Origin of the sequence: Vibrio sp. B181a (assembly GCF_030248375.1) — a bacterium.
Classification (GTDB): domain Bacteria; phylum Pseudomonadota; class Gammaproteobacteria; order Enterobacterales; family Vibrionaceae; genus Vibrio; species Vibrio campbellii.
On the sequence record NZ_JAHGAD010000020.1, the window covers coordinates 129,896 to 148,425 of the forward strand.

The following is an 18,530-nucleotide window of genomic DNA, read 5'->3' on the forward strand; positions in this document are numbered from 1 at the left end:
GTTGGGAGCTGGGTATTGTTCTCGATTAATGAACTAAAATAACCATCAATAGTCTGATATATCTCAATGTTTTATCCGCTTTGGGTTTGGGTTAGACTGAGCACAAATACTCAATAAGTGACGTTATGGAAAATCTAAAAAAAATGGGTGCCATCGGTGGCGCTATTTCTCTTGCGCTATGTTGGCCGTTAGCGGTTGGTCAGATTGGTCAATCTATTATTGAAGACGGCATTGCCAATATGAACGATGAGATGGTGAAAGGCGAGGTTGTTGAATATGACCGCGGTTACTTATCTTCCGTTGTTTTGACGCGTTACACCGTGGTTGATCCAGAAATCAAAGCGCAGCTTGAACGTGATGGTTTGCCAACAGCATTTGATGTGACCAGTGACGTAACTCATGGTTTAACAAGCCTAAGTGCAGATTCTAGATTAGTAGACGCCGATTTCTTGCCTTTGACAATGCACAGCCAAACTCAGCTTAACGGTAATACCGATTTCACGCTTGATTTAGCGAGCTGGAACTACCAAAACGACGCTCAAGGCATGCACCTTTCATCAAGTCCTGCTCAGGTTAAAGGTAACGTGACAGTCCTTGGTGATTTGAACTACCAAGTGTCGATTCCTTCGGTACAGATTGATTTTGAAAACGGCGAAGAAATTCACCTCACTGAATTGACTGGCGAGGGTAAAGGCAAACAAGCGAAAGGTTACTGGTTAGGTGAGCAATCTTTCTCACTGCAAAAGCTGGATATCGTCGATGCGCAACTGGCGCCTTTGTTCCTGATTGAAAGTGCTAGCTACAGCGGCAATACCTCTCTCAACGAAGCGGGTGATAAGCTGAGTTCGAAACTGGTGTTGGATGCGAAGCAAATGCGCCTAACGGATGGAACCGATGTTGATAACTTCAAGCTGGATTTTGCTATTGGCGACGTAGATAGCAAATCGTTTGATGAGATCATGTCGATTTACCAAAGCTCGCCAATGCTTGATGAGCAAGAAATCCAAAAACTGTTGCCACATATTGATGCGCTCTTCAGCAAAGGCTTTAGTCTTTCTGTGAACGAACTGTCTTTGGCGTTTGGTGAAGGTAAGTTCCGTAACGAATGGCAACTGTCTGTTCCTCAAGGCACGGACAACATCACTCAAGACCCAATGAAGTTGATGACAGCAACGAGTGGTTCACTTAACACCTACTTCTCGGATGAGCTGGTGGATCTCTACCCATTCATTCAAGAAAGTGTTGATGAGTTGATGGTGATGGAGCTTATCGAGAAAAAAGACGACGGTTATGAACTAAAAGCGCAAATTTCGGATGGGAAATTGAAGTTCGAAAATGGACAAGAGTTTCCTTTAATCGCACTGCTTATGCCAGCGATGATGCAATAGAGAAGTATACAAAGTAAGTTTTTAGCTTTTTCAGTTTAAAAAGAGGTCGTAAGACCTCTTTTCTTGTTTTTATCCCTGCAAAAACGTGATATTAATTTCGTCATACTTACTTAGCAGGAGCAATGAGCATCATGGAACAAAATACGGACAACGTATTTAACTTCAGTGCAGGGCCAGCAGGTCTGCCAAAAGCAGTCATGCAGCAAGCACAAAAGGAGCTAATCAACTGGCAAGGTCTTGGTACTTCAGTGATGGAGATCAGTCACCGAAGTAAAGAGTTCATCAAGGTTGCGGAAGAAGCAGAGCAAGACCTTCGTGATCTTCTGAATATCCCAGACAATTACAAAGTACTGTTTTGCCAAGGTGGTGCTCGTGCTCAATTTGCCGCTGTTCCACTTAACTTGCTAGGTGATGCGGAAACTGCGACTTACATTGATGGTGGTTACTGGGCAGAAAGTGCCGTAGCAGAAGCGAAAAAGTACTGTGAACCTGACGTGTTTAATGCAAAAACAGTCATCGATGGAAAGGCTGCTGTGCTGCCAGCAACGGAGTGGAAGATCTCACCAGACGCGGCTTACGTTCACTTCTGTCCTAACGAAACCATTGATGGTGTTGAGATTAGCGACCTACCAGTAACGGACAAACCAATCGTTGCTGATATGTCTTCAACCATTCTTTCTCGTGAAATTGACATTTCAAAGTACGGCGTGATTTACGCTGGCGCACAGAAGAACATTGGCCCTTCTGGCATCGCGATTGCCATCGTACGTGATGATCTGCTTGGCTTGGCGAAGCAAGTACTACCAAGCATTTTGGATTACAAAGTGTTGGCAGAAAAAGAGTCGATGTTCAATACGCCACCAACGTTTGCTTGGTACTTGTCTGGTCTGGTATTCAAATGGCTGAAAGAACAGGGCGGTGTGAAAGCGATTGAGCAAGTAAACCGTGAGAAAGCGGCGCTGCTTTACGATTACATCGATCAGTCTGATTTCTACCGCAATGGTGTTTATTCAGCTAACCGCTCGCTAATGAATGTTCCATTCCAGCTTGCGAAGCCAGAGCTTGACGGCACATTCCTAGAGCTTGCTGATGCGAAAGGCCTTAAAGCGCTAAAAGGTCACCGAGCAGTAGGAGGGATGCGTGCGTCAATCTACAACGCGATGCCACTTGAGGGTGTTCAAGCGCTTGTCGATTTCATGCGTGAGTTTGAGCAACAGTACGCTTAAACATTTGCTGTGATATAATCCAAAAAGGCGTCGCAAAAGCGGCGCTTTTTGCTTTCTGCAGCACAGTGAAATCGTCAATGGAAGCATTCGCACATTTCCATGGCGCTTGTTTGAATCGGTACTTGTGGTTCGCTATGTTTGTTTTGATGTCAGTCATTTTCGAGGGTTCTTGTGAGATATTTGAGCTGTTTCCTTCTCTTGTTTCTTCCTTCTTTGATTTCCGCGCAGGAAATCCAAGTGTGGAGTGGTATTGAGTACTCCACGGTTGCTGAAATCAATGAGCGATTTCAGGAAGAGACGGGCAATACACTCGCCATCCGAGAATTTGATGTTAATAATATCCGCTCTGAGTTGCTGCTCGCCAAACAAACTGGGATTACGGTACCTGATGTAATTTGGGTGCCTTCAGACTTCCTTGGTTTACACGATTACTTTGACCTCGCCAAGATTCCACCGAGTTGGATAGAGGAAAAGAGTATTGAACCTAAAGCTCTTGAATTAGTGACGGTAGATGGTGCCATCTACGGTGTGCCACTCGGTTTGGGGAATCACCTTGTTTTGTACGTAAATACAAAACTGACGGACGACATACAGCCAACATGGGAAACGTTATTGGAAAAAGCGAAGCAGGGAGAAAACGCCCTAGCGATGCAATATCCCAACATGTACTTTCTTATGTCGTTCGTTCCTATGTTCTCTGATCGCAGACCTGAACCACTTACTGATATCGATGTCTCTGCGTTAGCTGCAGCACTCAAATTTTATGGCGCGTTGCCTGAAAAAGGGTTGGTGCACGATGAAGTATCTCAAGAGCAAGCGCGCGCTCAGTTCATTCAAGGCAAAGTCCCGTATTTGATTGATGGAGACTGGGCATTGGGTGAGTTGAAGCAGCATTTTTCAGCTGAGCTGAAGATCAGCAGTTTACCGACTTACAATAACCATCATATGCATTCTCTGAGTGGTGGGAAGGTGCTCGCTTTCAATGCCGAAGCCATGGCAAATAGCGATAAACGTAAAGCAATGCGCACTTTGGCCACCATTGTACAAAACCCTGAGTTTATTGAAGATGTGATTATTAATCAGAACCTTATTTCCACGAACCGTTCCATAAACCGTAAATGGTATGATGCAAATAGCACCTATTATAGCGAGTTGTACAAAGAGCTGACGCCAGCCTATGCGATGCCAAGTACGGTCGAAATGGCGGTAACATGGGAAGCGCTTATTCGCGGTTATAAGCGTTATCGTTCGGGGATGCCAGCCAAAAGCGCAGCTCAATTTGTGGTCGATTTTATCCAAAATCACTCACAGCATATCCATCGTCGTAGGAAGTCATCATGATTAGTTTGCGTAGCATACTGACTTTGATTGTCGTTGCAGGCTCTCTTTTACCTGCCTATTGGGTTGGGATCAGCATGATCGATAAGCACCAAGCAGACCTCTTGGTGCAAAAAGAGATCAAGTTGGAAAACACGAATCAAGGTATTCAGAAAACCATCAGTGAAGATTTAACATTCATTGCTAACTTAACTCGCTGGTATTCAAAAGATCGCCTGTTAGTGCAAGGCATGGATAACGTGCTTTATTCAAGTGTTATTTGGCAAATGATTGAGACCTTTGAAGGGCTTGCTACGAACGTCAGTACGACCTATATCATTGATAAGAATTGGCAGCCGATGTACGAGAGTAACGGCTCTGTCTATCATCTAGAGAACAGCCGCCTTTTAACCAAAATTAGAGCCGCAGATACACTTTATAAGCAAGGTAAGATGTACCACACCACTTACTTTGATGAAGGCTTGGTTTATAAAGGTGGACAGAGTGGCATTGCGATTGTTAGCCCACTTTTACCGTACACTTTGTTACCTGGTTCAGAATATGAGCCTCAAGGTTATTTGGTCGTGTTGGTGTCTTACCAAGATCTGATCCAGATCTCTCAACCTTTTCTTTACAAGCAAGAATCGGTCAATTTTCACTACGGCGATGTCAGCTTGACGAAAGGAGATGACTCAAAGTTCATGAGCGACATCGTGGTTACAAACCGGAACTTTGTTGAGCCCCTAGAAATCACAATGATCCATTCGGTTTCTAACGCTGCTCGTGATCAAGAGTTGATGCAATCCAAGCAGCAGTTGTTAAACATTATTGTTGCAACGTTAGTAGTGACGCTTGTTATCGCAATTTTGGCAAGTCGTTGGCTGACCCTACCAATCCGAGAAATGACGATGGTGGTTCGTAGTTTTAAAAATAATAAGCGGCCAGATCTCACACCTAAACGCTTTCAATTCAAAGAGTTTAGGCAGCTTATGAACCTTTTAGATTCACTGTGGGTTCAATTGACGAATCACATGGACGAGCTCGAGATTCGAAACCAAGCGTTACGTAAAGCCAACCAACAAGTTCAAGATACCAATGCGCAGTTAGCGAACTTTAACCAAGTTCTAGAACACAGAGTAGAAGAGCAAACGGCAGAATTGCGTGTGAACCTAACACGAGAGGAAGCGCACAAAGCTAAGTTGATGACATTGATTAATTTCACGACCAGTCATGCTGGTGTTGGTTATCACGCTATTCCTGAAGTGATTAACTCGGGTTTGAATCGCTTGTTACCTCAGTCTGATATGCGTTTTAGCTTTACGAAGCCCAAAGGCGAGAGAGTGAAAACCATGCGTTCATCAACTGGCACTGTGGTGGGGTATTTTGATTACGGCACCTATGCGTTAGATGAAGAAGAACGCATCTTACTTGAGCTATTCAAAAAGCAGTTGTACTCATGGTTAGAACTGGAAGATTTCGCGCGCAGAGACAAGCTATCTAAGTGCCTAAACCGTAAAGCGTTTGATGATGATTATGAGTTCGCTCGCCAATCGGTAGCGAAAGGTTGCTGGGACTCGATGGCAGTCATTATCATCGATATTAATGGGCTCAAAACGCTTAATGATAATTATGGACACGATCGAGGCGACTTGCTGATTTCAAAATCTACGCAATTGATTAAGTCGGTATTGCGAGATGAGTTGATGCTTTATCGCATCGGTGGCGATGAGTTCGCGATCATTGCACCTGAACAAAGCCAGCAATCACTGGAAGCATTGATAAGCTCGCTAGAAGAAGCGCAAGAAGACAAATGGATTGATCTATCGGAGCACAAGCGTCATCCACTCAAGTTCTCTGTCGGCGGGGCATCGAGTGATAATGTTTCACTAGATAATCTATTTTCCATGGCAGACGAAGCTATGTATGAGAAAAAACGAGCCTTCTATCAACTCTCAGGCAACGAATAACGGCTAATGTAAACAGTGATAGAGAGCCCTCACTTCATGTTGGAGTGAGGGCTTTTTAATACCGAAAATTTACTTTAGGTGCAGAGTTAAGGGTTTTGCGACTGCAATTGAGGCGATGGGTGAGGCATCATCAAGCGGGTAAGAGATATTCGAACTAATGATGCCTGCGTTGTATAGGCAGTACACAAGATCCAGTTTGATGTTGCTTTGTTCTAATTCCACGCCGGTAAACACTGTGCCGCAGTCAGAGATTTCAGTGAGGTTGACGGCTTTTTGTAAAGAGATCTTAAGTAATCGATCTTCAGCATCGTAACTGAACGACCTTACAGCGAAGTCGTCGATATTGATTATGGACTGATTCTCTTCATCAGTATCCAAGAAAATTGGGTTTACTTTATCCCTGTATCGAATCGATAGCGTTCCATGTAAATCAAATGGATAGCGAATTTTTTTCATGGTTCTCACCTGTAGGTAAATCGGAGGCACTCTACCTACCGATATTAACGAGTGAATGGAAACATGGGATAGCATCCAAGAAATAGATAAAAGCATGTTTGCTAAGTTGGTTTTACAGAGCAAATGTGAAAACGCCAAGGAATGAGATTGAACTAAAGTGACGGCGAAGTAGTCAACAATAAGCATATTATTGAAATCTAATCTGTTATTTGCCTACGAAATGAGATTTGAGAAAACTAGAATATAAACACATTGATTTCGTGCCCTTTGGCAAAGATTGCTGATGCAAGGCCTATTGACCAAGTACGAAATAATGAAAAGACCAACGAGGCATAGGAAAGAGGGAGGTGCAATGTTGGCCTTTAATCGCAGTGGATACTCAATGATGAAATTGGGGAAGCTTACTTAGCAGATGCAGCCGGGACGTTCTGTACAGGCTTCGCAGTTTCGGTGAGAACAAACACCACAGCAAGTAAGCAGATAGAGAAATTCTGGCTGAGTAAACAATTCACTTGTCTCTATGTACATGATGGCTCGAGTATAGCGCTTAGAACCAACCTTAATCGCTCCTACAGGGTTTTCGCCTTCATAGGCTGCTACGCTGAAGCCCATTTTTAGCATGACATCTACCGAGCTTTTGAGTGTCACACTCGCATAGTAATGATGGATCTGAGCGTTTTGAGCTAAGAAAGTAAACTCTGTATGTAATTGCTTCCGAAAAACACGCTCGTTCTTCGAGTGTTGACTGATGGCGTAATAAGAATACACCCCTTTGTCTTTTATCCCCTTAGTCAGCCTAAGATCGATTGAATCGATAGGTAAGCGGTTCTTTTTAATTCTATCAATCTCATTTTCAAATGTTGTTTCAGTAAAGAACATGCCAATGTTATGGCCGACTAGCTCTTTGTTAGAAAGGTATTTGTAAGTGATTGCTCGACCGTCTCGCTGGTATTCAACCAGATCGATGGAAGTGAGATTATGTTTGACGTTAAGCCACTTCAACTGATTGTGAAAGTTGTTGAGACTATGGATGAAGTCTTGCTCATTACTTTGGCTGAGCTCTTCCTCGTCAATATGGTTATGCTCAATAGGAAATGGCGTGTTGTAGTCAATTCCTGAAAGAATAGACATCGCATCCTGATATCGCTGCTTCAACGACAATTCAAATTGCTCCACATCATCTTTTAACGATGAGTCTACCCCCAAACTGCACAAATAAGGCAGCAAGTTATTTTCAAATGCCCTAAGCACCCTTACCCTTCGACTAAGGCTTGGTTGAGTTATGCCTCTTTCCCAGCGACTAAAAGTGACACAATCTATGTTGGCTAAATCACCACCTAATAGGTTTAACCTTATCGATGCTTGCTCCTGAGTTAAGCCTAATGTGGTTCTTATTGATTTTAGATAACTCCCGAACACTTTACTTTCCCCCTTTGGTTTAAAACATGTCCATAGCTAAATTTGTTATATTTGGTAGAAGTTATGTGCATGATATTTCCCTGCCGAATATGTCAATTACTTGAAATGGTATTCCATTTACACACAGCCCTTAAAAATTGATATGGCGTATGGGAGGCTGACAATGTATTAATATTTATGTCGTATTTGTTCATAAATATTACGCAAATCGTATTATGTTTGTTGTTAAATTGAGAAGGCATTGTGCTTATTGAGAGAATAGAAGATGCCTAGTTCAGGACTTATTTGTCCTAAATAACAATAAAAATGCCTTGAATTTACTCTCTTTTTTAGATTTGAATCTCATAGGTTAATGAAATATATACACTTATACATACGGTAAATTATTTTTTGCACTTATCTTAAAAGTGAGAAACGTTCGGCTGGGAGAACATATTTCATATGAGTATATTAGATATTTATTAAGGAGTTAGTCGCTCAGGATTAATTAGAGTACAAGCACTAATTTTTAATAGTAATTAATACGATTTCATAGTGCTTGTTATATTAGAAGGATGACTTATATCGATTTTTAGCCATTGATGATATTGGCTTGATGTTGATGAAGAAGAGAAATAATCGATGGTTGAGCTAATAAAACTGCGGTATCTACTTTTAGTAAGCATTTACGATATGCTGTTTTACCAATTTTAACTGACCCTATTTTATCGGGAGTATCGTAAGCGATTTTTTCTGCCCCTAGGCTTACCAAATAACCAGTAAACTGGTTATCAAAGGCGTAGTAGTACAGTTGAGTAATGTTTGAACGCTGAGCAATGTAATCGACCAATGTAGGATGAAGAATCATGAATACCTGTTCGCTAGTCGCATAACGACTTAAACAACATAAAGCAAGCTCTCTGGCTTCTGAGTATGCCCGTGCAAGGTTAAACGGTAAGGTTTGATGCGGTGTATTAAAGCAGGTATCTAGATCTTCCACGCGAAATAAAAAAGAAATGGAATGACCGCGAACTTTTTGTGAAGCACTGTCTTTGTAGACTTTGGCAATCAGTTTCTTTTCTTCATGCATTGTTAAAAAGTCTAGATCGATCATTCCAGGATAGTGGGCATCTGCATTCAGGAAAAAGTTTTTTAACCGAGTAAGGTGAGCGTCAACCTCGTCTTCAAATAACGTTTCTTCGGTAATCTCAATCTCTTCGCTGGGCTTCAACTCTTCATAGTCTGACATCATCAATAACGCACGCTGGGAGCGAAAGCGTGTATAAAGAATATCATCTAGAAATGTTTCATCTTCAGGGGAGGGGATGGACAGTAAGAAGGGCTTTAGATCCAGTGTTAATTCACGCAATACTTTGATGGCTTTAATCGTATTGGGTGTGGTGGTGTTTCTCTCCCAGCGACTTACTGTCACTGAGTCAACGGATGCGAATTCGGGGTTAGCAAGGTTGAGCTTTGTGGCCAGTTCCCTTTGGGTTAATCCTTGTTGCACTCTCAACTGTTTTAGATAGTCTCCAAACATACATGTACCTTGTTGTTATTATTGAAAGGAGGCCTGCATTACTTTGGCCTCCTAAATTAGGTTAGTTGATTATTGAGAATATTGTTTCTTCAATAGTAGCAATAACTCAGGACGAGTCATCCAAATTGCACTATCAAGTTTGAGGAGGCAGCGCATGTACTTTTCTGTCCCAATTTTGACGATGCCATGCACACTAGGTTCATCAAAAGCGACTTTCTCTGCCCCAATCCCAATCATATAGTCAGCCGTGAGCTTATCAACGGCATAGTAATAGAGATCTTGCACGTTAGCGTGTGTAGCTAGAAAGTCGATTCCAGTTTGATGGTCAATCCAAAAGGTTGGCTCGTCAGAGCAAAAGTGGGTTAACGCGCAGATTGCCATCTTTTTAGTTTCAGCATAAGGCTTGGTTTTCCTTATCGGTACTTTGAGATAAGGGGAGCAAAAATAGTCTCTCAAGTCGTCTGCATGAAAGAAGAAAGACAAGGAGTGCCCGTGCAACTTTCCCGTCAAGCTATCCAGATATTTTTTGCCGTAAATCTTATGATCTTGTTGATACTGATAAAGGTCGACATCGAACAGCAAGTTATGATCAATGCCAATACCGCTTAAGAAGTTCTTCAAGCTTTCTTCATACTTTTCTCCCCTCGCTTCAAACAGAGGGGCTTCAACAACATCGCTTGGCTCTGCGTCTTGATTAGAGCGGTATGATGTATTCATGAGCACATCTTTCGGTGAGTGGTAACGCTCATTGAGATAATGGTCAATTTGCGTTTTATCTTCATCGAACTCAATAGAGAGGAGGTAGGGTCTAATATCGTTTGTGAGTGTACGCAGCACTTTCACCGCTTTCACGGGATTCGGTGACGTAATATTGCGTTCCCAACGACTGACCGTTACGGAGTCGATAGAGGCAAATTCTGGATCTGCTAAATTAAGTTTTACCGCGAGTGCCTTTTGCGTAAGTTGTGCTTCAGTCCTAAGTCGTTTCAGGTAATCCCCAAACATACATAAGCCTCATGATGACTTGAATCGTATTTCATTCTTTCTTGATACCACATAAACAGTAGTAGCCGTTTTTATGCTAGGCAGAGTTACCTTTACTCATGTCAATAATATGTCTGAATTTGGTTATATCCTGTTCATCTATAGGAGGCGATAACAATAATCGGTCTTGCTTATTCGCATGTTAGTAGGGATAGAATTTCTGGCCTTGATAACCAAATTGCACTGTCGACGCGATATAAACAGCGTTTAAATGATTGGTTACCTATTTTTACAATGCCGTTGTGACTTGGTGTATCAAAGGCCACTTTCTCTGCATCTAAACTATTCATATAACTTACTGACCAATGGTCTACTGCATAAAAATACATATCATGAATGTTCGCATGAGTTGCAACAAACTTTGCACCAAACGCTCCATTTTTCCAAAACACTGCTTCATTCGATGAGAAGCGGGAAACGGTGCAGACGGCCATAGTGCGGTTTGCTGAATAAGGTCGAGATTGCTGCAACGGAACAGGAAAGAAAGGAGATGAAAGATATTGGCGTAGCTCGTTTGCATCAAATAAGAAGGAGATATTGTGTCCAAGGATCTCTTCGCTTTCTTTGGCAATATACTTACGAGTAACGGCTTTTTGCTCTTGTTGATATTGATACAAATCGATATCAAATAATGCACTGTTGTCTAAAGATAGACTCGCAAAAAAGTGCTTTAAGCTGTTTAGATAATCATCCTGGCTGCTCTCGAGTAGCGGTGCCTCTAGGACATCTTTACATTGGGTCGGAGCCTCATAAGATTCACTCATTAATTTGGCCCAAGGAGACTTAAATCGATACTCCACGATCTCGTCAAAGATACTTTTATCTGGCTCCACTGGAAGAGAGTTAAGAAAAGGCATTAGATCTGTTGTCAGCACTCTGAGGACCTTGATCGCTTTAACGGTAGTAGGGGCAGTGGTTCCTCTTTCCCAGCGGCTAATCGTTACAGGATCAATCGAAGCAAAACCAACGCTCGCAAGGTTTAACTTCGTCGCGAGCTCTTTTTGTGTCAGTCCAACCTCTTCCCTTAGTCGTTTTAGGTATTCCCCGAACATTCACTTCCTCACATTTCGAGCTCTGGATTAGGTTATTGATTGCTATGTCATTATAAGTTCCGCATGGCAGAGCTCAAGAAATTGGCTTTTTTGATGCCTGCTATTGTGCAATACGCTCCGTTAATCTTTATATTAGACAATGATGGTAGACGGTTATACTTATGAAAAATTCAACAAGGGAGGATGAATGTAAAACGGTCTTTGCAGATATACGCGAAGGTGCTTTTTATCCTATCTTTCAACCTATCTATGGGTTACAACGCGAAAACCAGATCGGTGCCGAGGTTTTAACTCGATGGAATAAACCTCGATGCAATGAAAAATCGTTCCGTTGCATCGAAGAAGAAGGCTATGCCAACTTTTTTACTCAGCGGTTATTTAAAAAGCTCTCTACCAGTCTGGGAGAGTTGCCTGAGTCTATCAGTTTTATTTCGGTTAATATTCCACCGTCTTATCTTTCAAGCCTATCCTTTTTTTCTGATGCGCTTCCGCTACTTAAAGCATGTAAGCGTTTTGGAGTGACACTTTGGCTTGAAATCACAGAGCAGACACAGTATCCCGCTGAGGTTTGGAACAGAGCCGTATTTAAAATGAACCTGCAGTTATGCCAATGTTTGGGCGTTAAGATTGCCCTAGATGACTTTGGACGTGATAACCATAGGGACGAGTCGATCATTCGCTATGTCGCACCTGATGTCATTAAACTCGACCGAAGCTTGTTGAGAAGACAGGGGGCTCAATACGAAAAGTTTTGGCAACGTTTGGCGAGTTGGAAGCTTCAATATAAATTTGATCTGGTTGCGGAGGGGATCGAAACCTCGGATGAGCTCAACTTTATGAAGAGTTTAGGCATTTGTTATGCTCAGGGCTATTACCTTCATAGACCAACTGTGGTAGCCGATTTTTGCCCTAAATTATGTGAGTATAAACCGGGCGGTTTAGCGCCCACAGCGTTGTGGGCTTAAAGGTCAGATATTTCCAACTTGTTGATTTAGCCACGCAATAAAAAGCTCGAGCTTTCGAGAATGTTTTTCGTTAGCCGTAACGACATAATATTTCTGTTTGCATTGCAGAGTTTGGTTTTTAAAAGGCGTGATCAGTTCGCCGGATTTAAGTCGTTTTTCCACCAGCGATAATCGACCGATAGCGACACCCGCATTGTGCATTGCGGCACTGACGGCTAAATCGGATCGGTCGAATGAAATGCTTGGAATAGCGTCAATGTCTGTTATGCCATTTTCCTTTGCCCACAGCGTCCATTCATCGTGGTGGGAGTTGTAATCCCATGCTTGGTTGTCGTGAAGTAGGGTGGCGTTTACCAAATTCGCTGGCTTTTCAAATAGGTTAAATTGTTCTGCATATGTTTGAGTGCAGACCGGGATTATCTCTTCGCTCATCAATTCTTTCGACCACAACTTTTCTGGCATTTGCTCATCGAAATAGATTGCGGCATCAATGCCATAACCTTGGAAATTGATGTTCTCATTGCCAGTAAGAATATTCAGCTCGATGGAAGGGTGCTTTTGCTTAAATAGGTACAACCTAGGTACAAGCCAACATTGCGCAAAAGAAGGGCGAGAGTAAATCGTCAGCTCTCCGGAGACTTCGCCATTTCTGACTTCCATTACCTCTTGGTTTAACTCGTTGAGCGTTCTATTCAAGGCGAGATAAATACGTTCCCCTTCTTCTGTGAGTGTGATTTTTCGGTGAGAGCGGGTAAATAAGGCAATGCCAAGTTCTTCTTCGAGCTTGTTGATACGGTGAGAGATGGCGCTGGGCGTCATGGAGAGTTCTTCTGCCGCAAGAGAAAATGAACTGTGTCGTGCTGCCACTTCAAAAGTATGAAGCTTGGAAAGTTGAAAACTATTGATGCGTTGGTTCTTGGCGAAAATATTGTCTCTGGTGTACATGTGCGTTATTGAGTCTAATTTGATAGAACACATAATAACGGCGTTGTTATAGTTGGGCTCACCTATGGGTCGAAAAATTCACTAAACGTCGTGTAAATCACGCTTTTGTTTAAATTCACTTCACCTAAAGGTGAGTTTTGATCGTTTGTCAGTTAAAGCATAGATTTGCTTTAATAGTGCTCATAGACAGTAATTTGCAGCTAGGAAAAGATGACAACCCATAACATATGTGCGCTCATAACCGAGTTCCCGTTAGTTAAACGGCTGATCGATTTAGAAGAGGTGGTTTGGTTCAACCCAAATATCACCACACTTGAAGAAGGTCTACCGTACGTTGGCTTAGGTGCTGCCAACATCAAAGACGCGAGTGAACGACTAAAACGCTTTGCTCCATACTTAATGAAAGCCTTCCCAGAAACGGCGGCTTCTAACGGAATTATTGAATCGAACGTTGTTGAAATCGATAAGATGAAGTCCTGCTTGGAAGCGCAATACGGCACTCAAATTCTTGGACGTTTGATGCTTAAAAAAGATAGTCATCTGCCTATTTCAGGTTCAATAAAGGCGCGTGGTGGCATCTATGAAGTGCTAACACATGCAGAGAAGTTGGCGATTGAAGCTGGGCTTCTAAGTGAAAGTGATGATTACAGCAAATTGTTCAGTGAAGAGTTTCGTCAGTTCTTTCAGCAGTACAGCATTGCCGTAGGTTCGACAGGGAATCTCGGCATGTCTATCGGCATCATGAGTGCAAAACTCGGCTTCTCGGTATCGGTTCATATGTCAGCGGATGCAAGAGAGTGGAAGAAAAACAAGCTGCGTTCTCACGGCGTAAACGTGGTGGAGTACGAGCAAGACTACGGTGTTGCTGTAGAGCAGGGGCGCAAAGAAGCGGAAAAAGATCCAACTTGCTTCTTTATTGACGATGAAAATTCTCAGACCTTGTTCTTAGGTTATTCCGTTGCAGGCGAACGCTTGAAGCAACAGTTTGATGATATGGGTATCATCGTTGACACGGAGCACCCTCTGTTCGTTTACCTACCTTGTGGTGTGGGTGGTGGTCCTGGCGGTGTGGCGTTTGGCTTGAAGATGGCGTTTGGTGACCACGTTCATTGTATCTTCGCGGAGCCGACACACTCTCCGTGTATGCTGCTTGGTGTACACACTGGTTTGCATGATGACATCGCGGTGCAAGATCTTGGTATCGACAACATTACTGCAGCTGATGGTCTAGCGGTAGGGCGTGCGTCTGGTTTTGTTGGGCGAGCAATGGAAAGACTGCTTGATGGTTACTACACCATCACGGATGAGCGCATGTATCATCATCTAGGTGAGCTAAGTGAACAAGAAGACATTCGTTTAGAGCCTTCTGCACTGGCGGGCATGATGGGGGCAGTGCACGTTTCACAAGACCAAGCTTACCAAGCGCGAATGCAGTTTACTGAAGAGAAATTAAACAACGCGACTCACTTAGTTTGGGCGACCGGTGGCGGCATGGTACCGGAAGAGGAAATGTCGGCTTATCTGGCCAAGTCAGGTCGTTAACGAATTTTGCACTTGTTATGGGAACAGCGAGAGCAAAAGAAAAGGGCTCATCAATTGATGAGCCCTTTGTCTATTTGAATCCCGGTATTACAGAGATTGTAATAGCTGGTGGTAACGACCTTTCTCAGCTAATAGTGCTTGGTGGTTACCTTGTTCGATGATCTCGCCTTGCTCCATCAAACAGATGTTGTCCATACTCTCTAGCTCAATCAAACGGTGGGTGATAAATACCACGGTTTTGTTCGCAAAGTGCTCTTTGAACAGTGCCATTACCGTTTGCTCTGTGCGTTTGTCTAGACCTTCAGTTGGTTCATCAAGAAGCAGGATTGGGGCATCACGCAACAGAGCGCGCGCAATACCAATTCGACGCTTTTCACCACCAGACAGTTGACGTCCGCCATCACCTAACCAAGCGTTCAATCCTGGCTCTTCTAAGAGATTCGCCAAGTCCACTTTAGTCAGAATGTCAGCCAACTGTTCATCCGTTGCTTCTGGAGCTGCAAGCAATAGGTTGTCACGCAGTGTGCCATTAAGAACATCAACACGTTGGCTTACTACGGTGATTGCAGCGCGCAGATCAGATTCACTCCAATCTTGTAGAGGCGCACCACCGATGCTCACTTGGCCTTGGTTTACATCCCAGTAGCGACAAAGTAATTGAATAAGCGTTGATTTACCTGAACCAGTTTGACCAACAATCGCTGTTTTTGAGCCCAGTGGCAGTGACAGTGTTAGGTCTTTCAGCACTTTTTGCTGACCGTCAGGGTAAGTGAAATCAACCTTGCCGAACTCAATATTTAACGGTTTATCACCTTCACGCTTCGATGTTTCTGGGAAGACAACGTCTGGTTCCGCTAAGGTGATTTCGTTCAATCGACGTGCTGAAGTCAGTGTTTGACCTAGGTATTGGAAAGCACCAGCAATTGGCATCAGAATTTCAAAGCTTGCCATGGTGGCAAATGCGAACAGCGCAATCCAAGGATCTGGCGCACGACCACCAACGCCATCCGCAGCAAACCACAGCATAGCAACGAGCGTTAAACCATTCGCTAGCATCAGCAGACCAGAAGCCATACCCGTTAGGTTAGCGTTGACGAACTGGTTGGATAGCAGTTGTTTTTGCTTCTCTAGAATCACGTTACGGTAACGCTCTTCTGCACCGAATAGGCTCAGTTCGCTGTAACCTTGAAGCCAGTCCAGTGTTGCTACGCGCAGTTGTGCTTTGTTTTGAGTCAGGTGTTCGCCGTTATGTTTGCCCAGTTTGTAGAACAACACCGGCCACACCAACAGCATTACCGTTAGGATACCGCCAAGCAGTAGTGCAAGATGCCAGTCAAAGAAAGCAAGCACTGCGGTTAGCGATAAGATACCGAATACGCCAACAATCACAGGACTGATAAGACGCAAGTACACGTGGTCCATTGCATCTACGTCCGCCACTAGGCGGTTCAGTAGATCCGCATCACGCATGGTAGAAACGCGGCCAGGGATCAGCGGCGCAAGCTTCTTGAAGAAGAAGATACGAAGATCAGTCAGTAGCTTGAAGGTTGCATTGTGGCTAACAACACGTTCGCCCCAGCGGCCAGCAGTACGCGCCATCGCAGCGCCACGAACACCTGCGCCAGGCAGCATGTAGTTAAAAGTCTCGCGAGCAATGGTCAAACCCGCTACAGCGGCTGCAGAGATAAACCAGCCGGAAAGCGTTAATAGACCAACAGAAGCTGCCAGCGTCAGAAACGCTAGAAGCATCCCCAGAGACAAACCAAACCAGTGCTTTTTATACAGTTTTAGATAAGGGAGTAAATCACGCATCTAAGTTCCCCTTGTCTGATTCACGTTGAGCTAGGTTGGCAGCCAACATTTCTTTAAATAAACCATCTTGCGATGCTAACGTTGCGTAATCACCACGTTGGACAATTTGTCCTTGCTGCATCACCAAAATCTGAGACACATTTTGCAGTGGTGCCAATTGGTGAGTGATCATCAAGTTAGTGGTGGACTCGGTGTATTTACCGATGCCTTCCATAACCAGTTTTTCGCTTCGTGCATCCAGACTTGCGGTTGGCTCATCAAGTAACCAAAAACGACCGTTTTGTAGCATTGCACGAGCAAGAGCAAGGCGTTGTGCCTGACCAACAGATAAACCACCTGAGCGGTCAGAAATTTGGTAATCCAAGCCATGCATTTCAACAAACTCTGCGGCGTGAGAGTCGTTGAGTACTGAATGGACTTGTTGGTCTTGAATATCTTGCTTACCTAAGGTGACATTGTCACGAATGCTGCCGTGCAGAAGCATTGGGTTTTGCCCAATCCAACTGATGGCTTCACGCCATGTTGCTAGATCCAACGCAGACAATTCACAGCCGTTAATTTTCAAGCTGCCCTTGTATGGCATAAAACCAAGGATGGTATTCACTAAGCTGGTTTTACCTGCGCCACTAGGGCCGACTAGTGCCGTGCTTTGGTTGGCATCTAGGGAGAAGGATAGGGGACCGACAAGTTGCTTACCTTCAGGGCTGAAGATAACAAGATCGTTCGCTTCGATATAAATCGCGGCGTTTTGTTCAACAGCTTTGTGACCATCTTTTACTTGGTCAACGTCTAGCTCTAGGAATTCAACGATACTTTCTGCTGCACCGACCGCTTGTTGCTTCGCATGGTAGAAAGTGCCAAGGTCGCGAAGTGGTTGGTAGAACTCAGGCGCAAGGATCAGAATAAACAAACCTGCGAAGAGGGTTACACCAGCACCGTAGTAACCAAAGTTAAGTTCACCGATGTAGCTGAAACCGAAGTAAACCGCCGTAATCGCAATTGAAATCGAAGTGAAGAACTCAAGCACGGCAGAAGATAGAAAGGCAATCTTCAACACATCCATCGTACGTGTACGGAAAACTTCTGATGCCCCTTTTAATGTCTCGGTTTCTGATTGTGTACGGTCGAACAAACGAATAGTAGTCATCGCCTGCAAACGGTCATAGAAGTGACCTGAAAGACGCTGTAGCGCTTTGAAGTTCTTACGGTTTGCATCCGCGGCCTTCATGCCGACCAATGCCATAAACATAGGAACAAGAGGTGCCGTCACAAGGAAAATGAGGCCTGCTGCCCAGTTGATTGGGAAAACCACCACTAGGATGATGAAAGGCACCAAAACAGACAACGACATTTGCGGGAGGTAGCGAGAGAAGAAATCTTGCATGTCTTCTACTTGTTCCAAAATCAACGTTGCCCAACTACCGGCTGGCTTGCCTTTGATATAAGCAGGACCAAGTTGGTGGACTTTATCGAGAATCAGTTGGCGAATGTAAACGCGGATTTGTTCACCGCAACGGTAACCGGCAATTTCGCGCCCCCAAGTACAGGCCGCGCGACCGACAACGGTGACACCCAATCCGACGAAGTGCCAAACAAGTTCACTCTTGTCGACATGCTCGATAATTAATTGGTGAAGAATGGAGGCGAGCAGGGCTGCTTGAGCCAATAAAAACACGCTTGATAGTACGCCTAGGCCTATCGCAACCATCAGCCAGCGCTTGGCCAACTTACTCTGTTGCTTAAGCCACTTATTCAAGCTGCTTTGCTTTTTCTTATCCATTGTGAAGGCTTAATGATAATTGTTTTAATGAGGCGGTAGTATACAAAAGAAAACCCAGCGGGAATACCGCTGGGCTTTAAGGATATGACACAAATGTG

14 protein-coding genes are annotated in these 18,530 nt (G+C 43.8%); 6 read left to right on the forward strand and 8 right to left on the reverse strand.

The window, feature by feature from the left end:
* Window positions 1–125: 125 nt before the first annotated feature.
* From KIO97_RS09815 to KIO97_RS09830, 4 genes are all read left to right on the forward strand, one after another.
* Window positions 126–1,388: a DUF945 family protein gene (locus tag KIO97_RS09815; RefSeq protein ID WP_285382231.1), complete on the forward strand. Its 1,263-nt coding sequence runs from the start codon at window positions 126–128 to the stop codon at window positions 1,386–1,388.
* A gap of 131 nt (window positions 1,389–1,519) precedes the next feature.
* Window positions 1,520–2,614, forward strand: coding sequence for a 3-phosphoserine/phosphohydroxythreonine transaminase (gene serC, locus KIO97_RS09820; RefSeq protein ID WP_285382233.1), 1,095 nt, complete (start codon window positions 1,520–1,522; stop codon window positions 2,612–2,614).
* Between the two features lie 237 nt (window positions 2,615–2,851).
* A complete protein-coding gene (locus KIO97_RS09825) occupies window positions 2,852–3,955 on the forward strand; it encodes an extracellular solute-binding protein (protein WP_285382235.1) in 1,104 nt (367 codons plus the stop codon).
* A complete protein-coding gene (locus KIO97_RS09830) occupies window positions 3,952–5,898 on the forward strand; it encodes a diguanylate cyclase domain-containing protein (RefSeq protein ID WP_045368679.1) in 1,947 nt (648 codons plus the stop codon). Before KIO97_RS09825 ends, KIO97_RS09830 begins: the two co-directional genes overlap by 4 nt.
* A gap of 69 nt (window positions 5,899–5,967) precedes the next feature.
* On the opposite strand, the gene KIO97_RS09835 is transcribed toward KIO97_RS09830, so the two are convergent.
* The 5 genes from KIO97_RS09835 to KIO97_RS09855 all read right to left on the reverse strand — a co-directional run bounded on the left by KIO97_RS09835 (window position 5,968) and on the right by KIO97_RS09855 (window position 11,388).
* Window positions 5,968–6,354, reverse strand: coding sequence for a hypothetical protein (locus KIO97_RS09835; RefSeq protein ID WP_005428530.1), 387 nt, complete (start codon window positions 6,352–6,354; stop codon window positions 5,968–5,970).
* Window positions 6,355–6,759: 405 nt separating this feature from the next.
* A complete protein-coding gene (locus KIO97_RS09840) occupies window positions 6,760–7,773 on the reverse strand; it encodes a helix-turn-helix domain-containing protein (protein ID WP_050906394.1) in 1,014 nt (337 codons plus the stop codon).
* Between the two features lie 571 nt (window positions 7,774–8,344).
* Window positions 8,345–9,292: a helix-turn-helix domain-containing protein gene (locus tag KIO97_RS09845; protein WP_285382238.1), complete on the reverse strand. Its 948-nt coding sequence runs from the start codon at window positions 9,290–9,292 to the stop codon at window positions 8,345–8,347.
* A 69-nt stretch (window positions 9,293–9,361) separates the two neighbouring features.
* Window positions 9,362–10,297 (reverse strand): helix-turn-helix domain-containing protein, encoded by a 936-nt coding sequence (locus KIO97_RS09850; protein ID WP_285382240.1) that lies wholly within the window; start codon window positions 10,295–10,297, stop codon window positions 9,362–9,364.
* Window positions 10,298–10,467: 170 nt separating this feature from the next.
* Entirely contained in the window at window positions 10,468–11,388 is a 921-nt protein-coding gene (locus KIO97_RS09855; protein ID WP_285382241.1) for a helix-turn-helix domain-containing protein, read from the reverse strand.
* A 161-nt stretch (window positions 11,389–11,549) separates the two neighbouring features.
* On the opposite strand from KIO97_RS09855, the gene KIO97_RS09860 reads away from it, so the two are divergent.
* Complete coding sequence (locus KIO97_RS09860; RefSeq protein WP_045368690.1) at window positions 11,550–12,353, forward strand: EAL domain-containing protein; 804 nt, start codon at window positions 11,550–11,552, stop codon at window positions 12,351–12,353.
* 3 nt (window positions 12,354–12,356) lie between these two features.
* On the opposite strand, the gene dsdC is transcribed toward KIO97_RS09860, so the two are convergent.
* Entirely contained in the window at window positions 12,357–13,298 is a 942-nt protein-coding gene (gene dsdC / locus KIO97_RS09865; RefSeq protein ID WP_285382244.1) for a DNA-binding transcriptional regulator DsdC, read from the reverse strand.
* A gap of 210 nt (window positions 13,299–13,508) precedes the next feature.
* Between dsdC and dsdA the strand changes: the two genes are divergently transcribed.
* Window positions 13,509–14,840 carry a D-serine ammonia-lyase gene (gene dsdA / locus KIO97_RS09870; protein WP_285382245.1) on the forward strand — a complete coding sequence of 444 codons (1,332 nt, stop codon included), beginning with the start codon at window positions 13,509–13,511 and terminating at the stop codon, window positions 14,838–14,840.
* A gap of 87 nt (window positions 14,841–14,927) precedes the next feature.
* Here the strand turns inward: dsdA and cydC are convergent, their stop codons facing one another.
* Both cydC and cydD read right to left on the reverse strand, forming a co-directional pair.
* Window positions 14,928–16,652: a cysteine/glutathione ABC transporter ATP-binding protein/permease CydC gene (gene cydC / locus KIO97_RS09875; protein WP_285382247.1), complete on the reverse strand. Its 1,725-nt coding sequence runs from the start codon at window positions 16,650–16,652 to the stop codon at window positions 14,928–14,930.
* Window positions 16,645–18,432 (reverse strand): cysteine/glutathione ABC transporter permease/ATP-binding protein CydD, encoded by a 1,788-nt coding sequence (gene cydD / locus KIO97_RS09880; protein WP_285382249.1) that lies wholly within the window; start codon window positions 18,430–18,432, stop codon window positions 16,645–16,647. Before cydD ends, cydC begins: the two co-directional genes overlap by 8 nt.
* Window positions 18,433–18,530 lie beyond the last annotated feature (98 nt).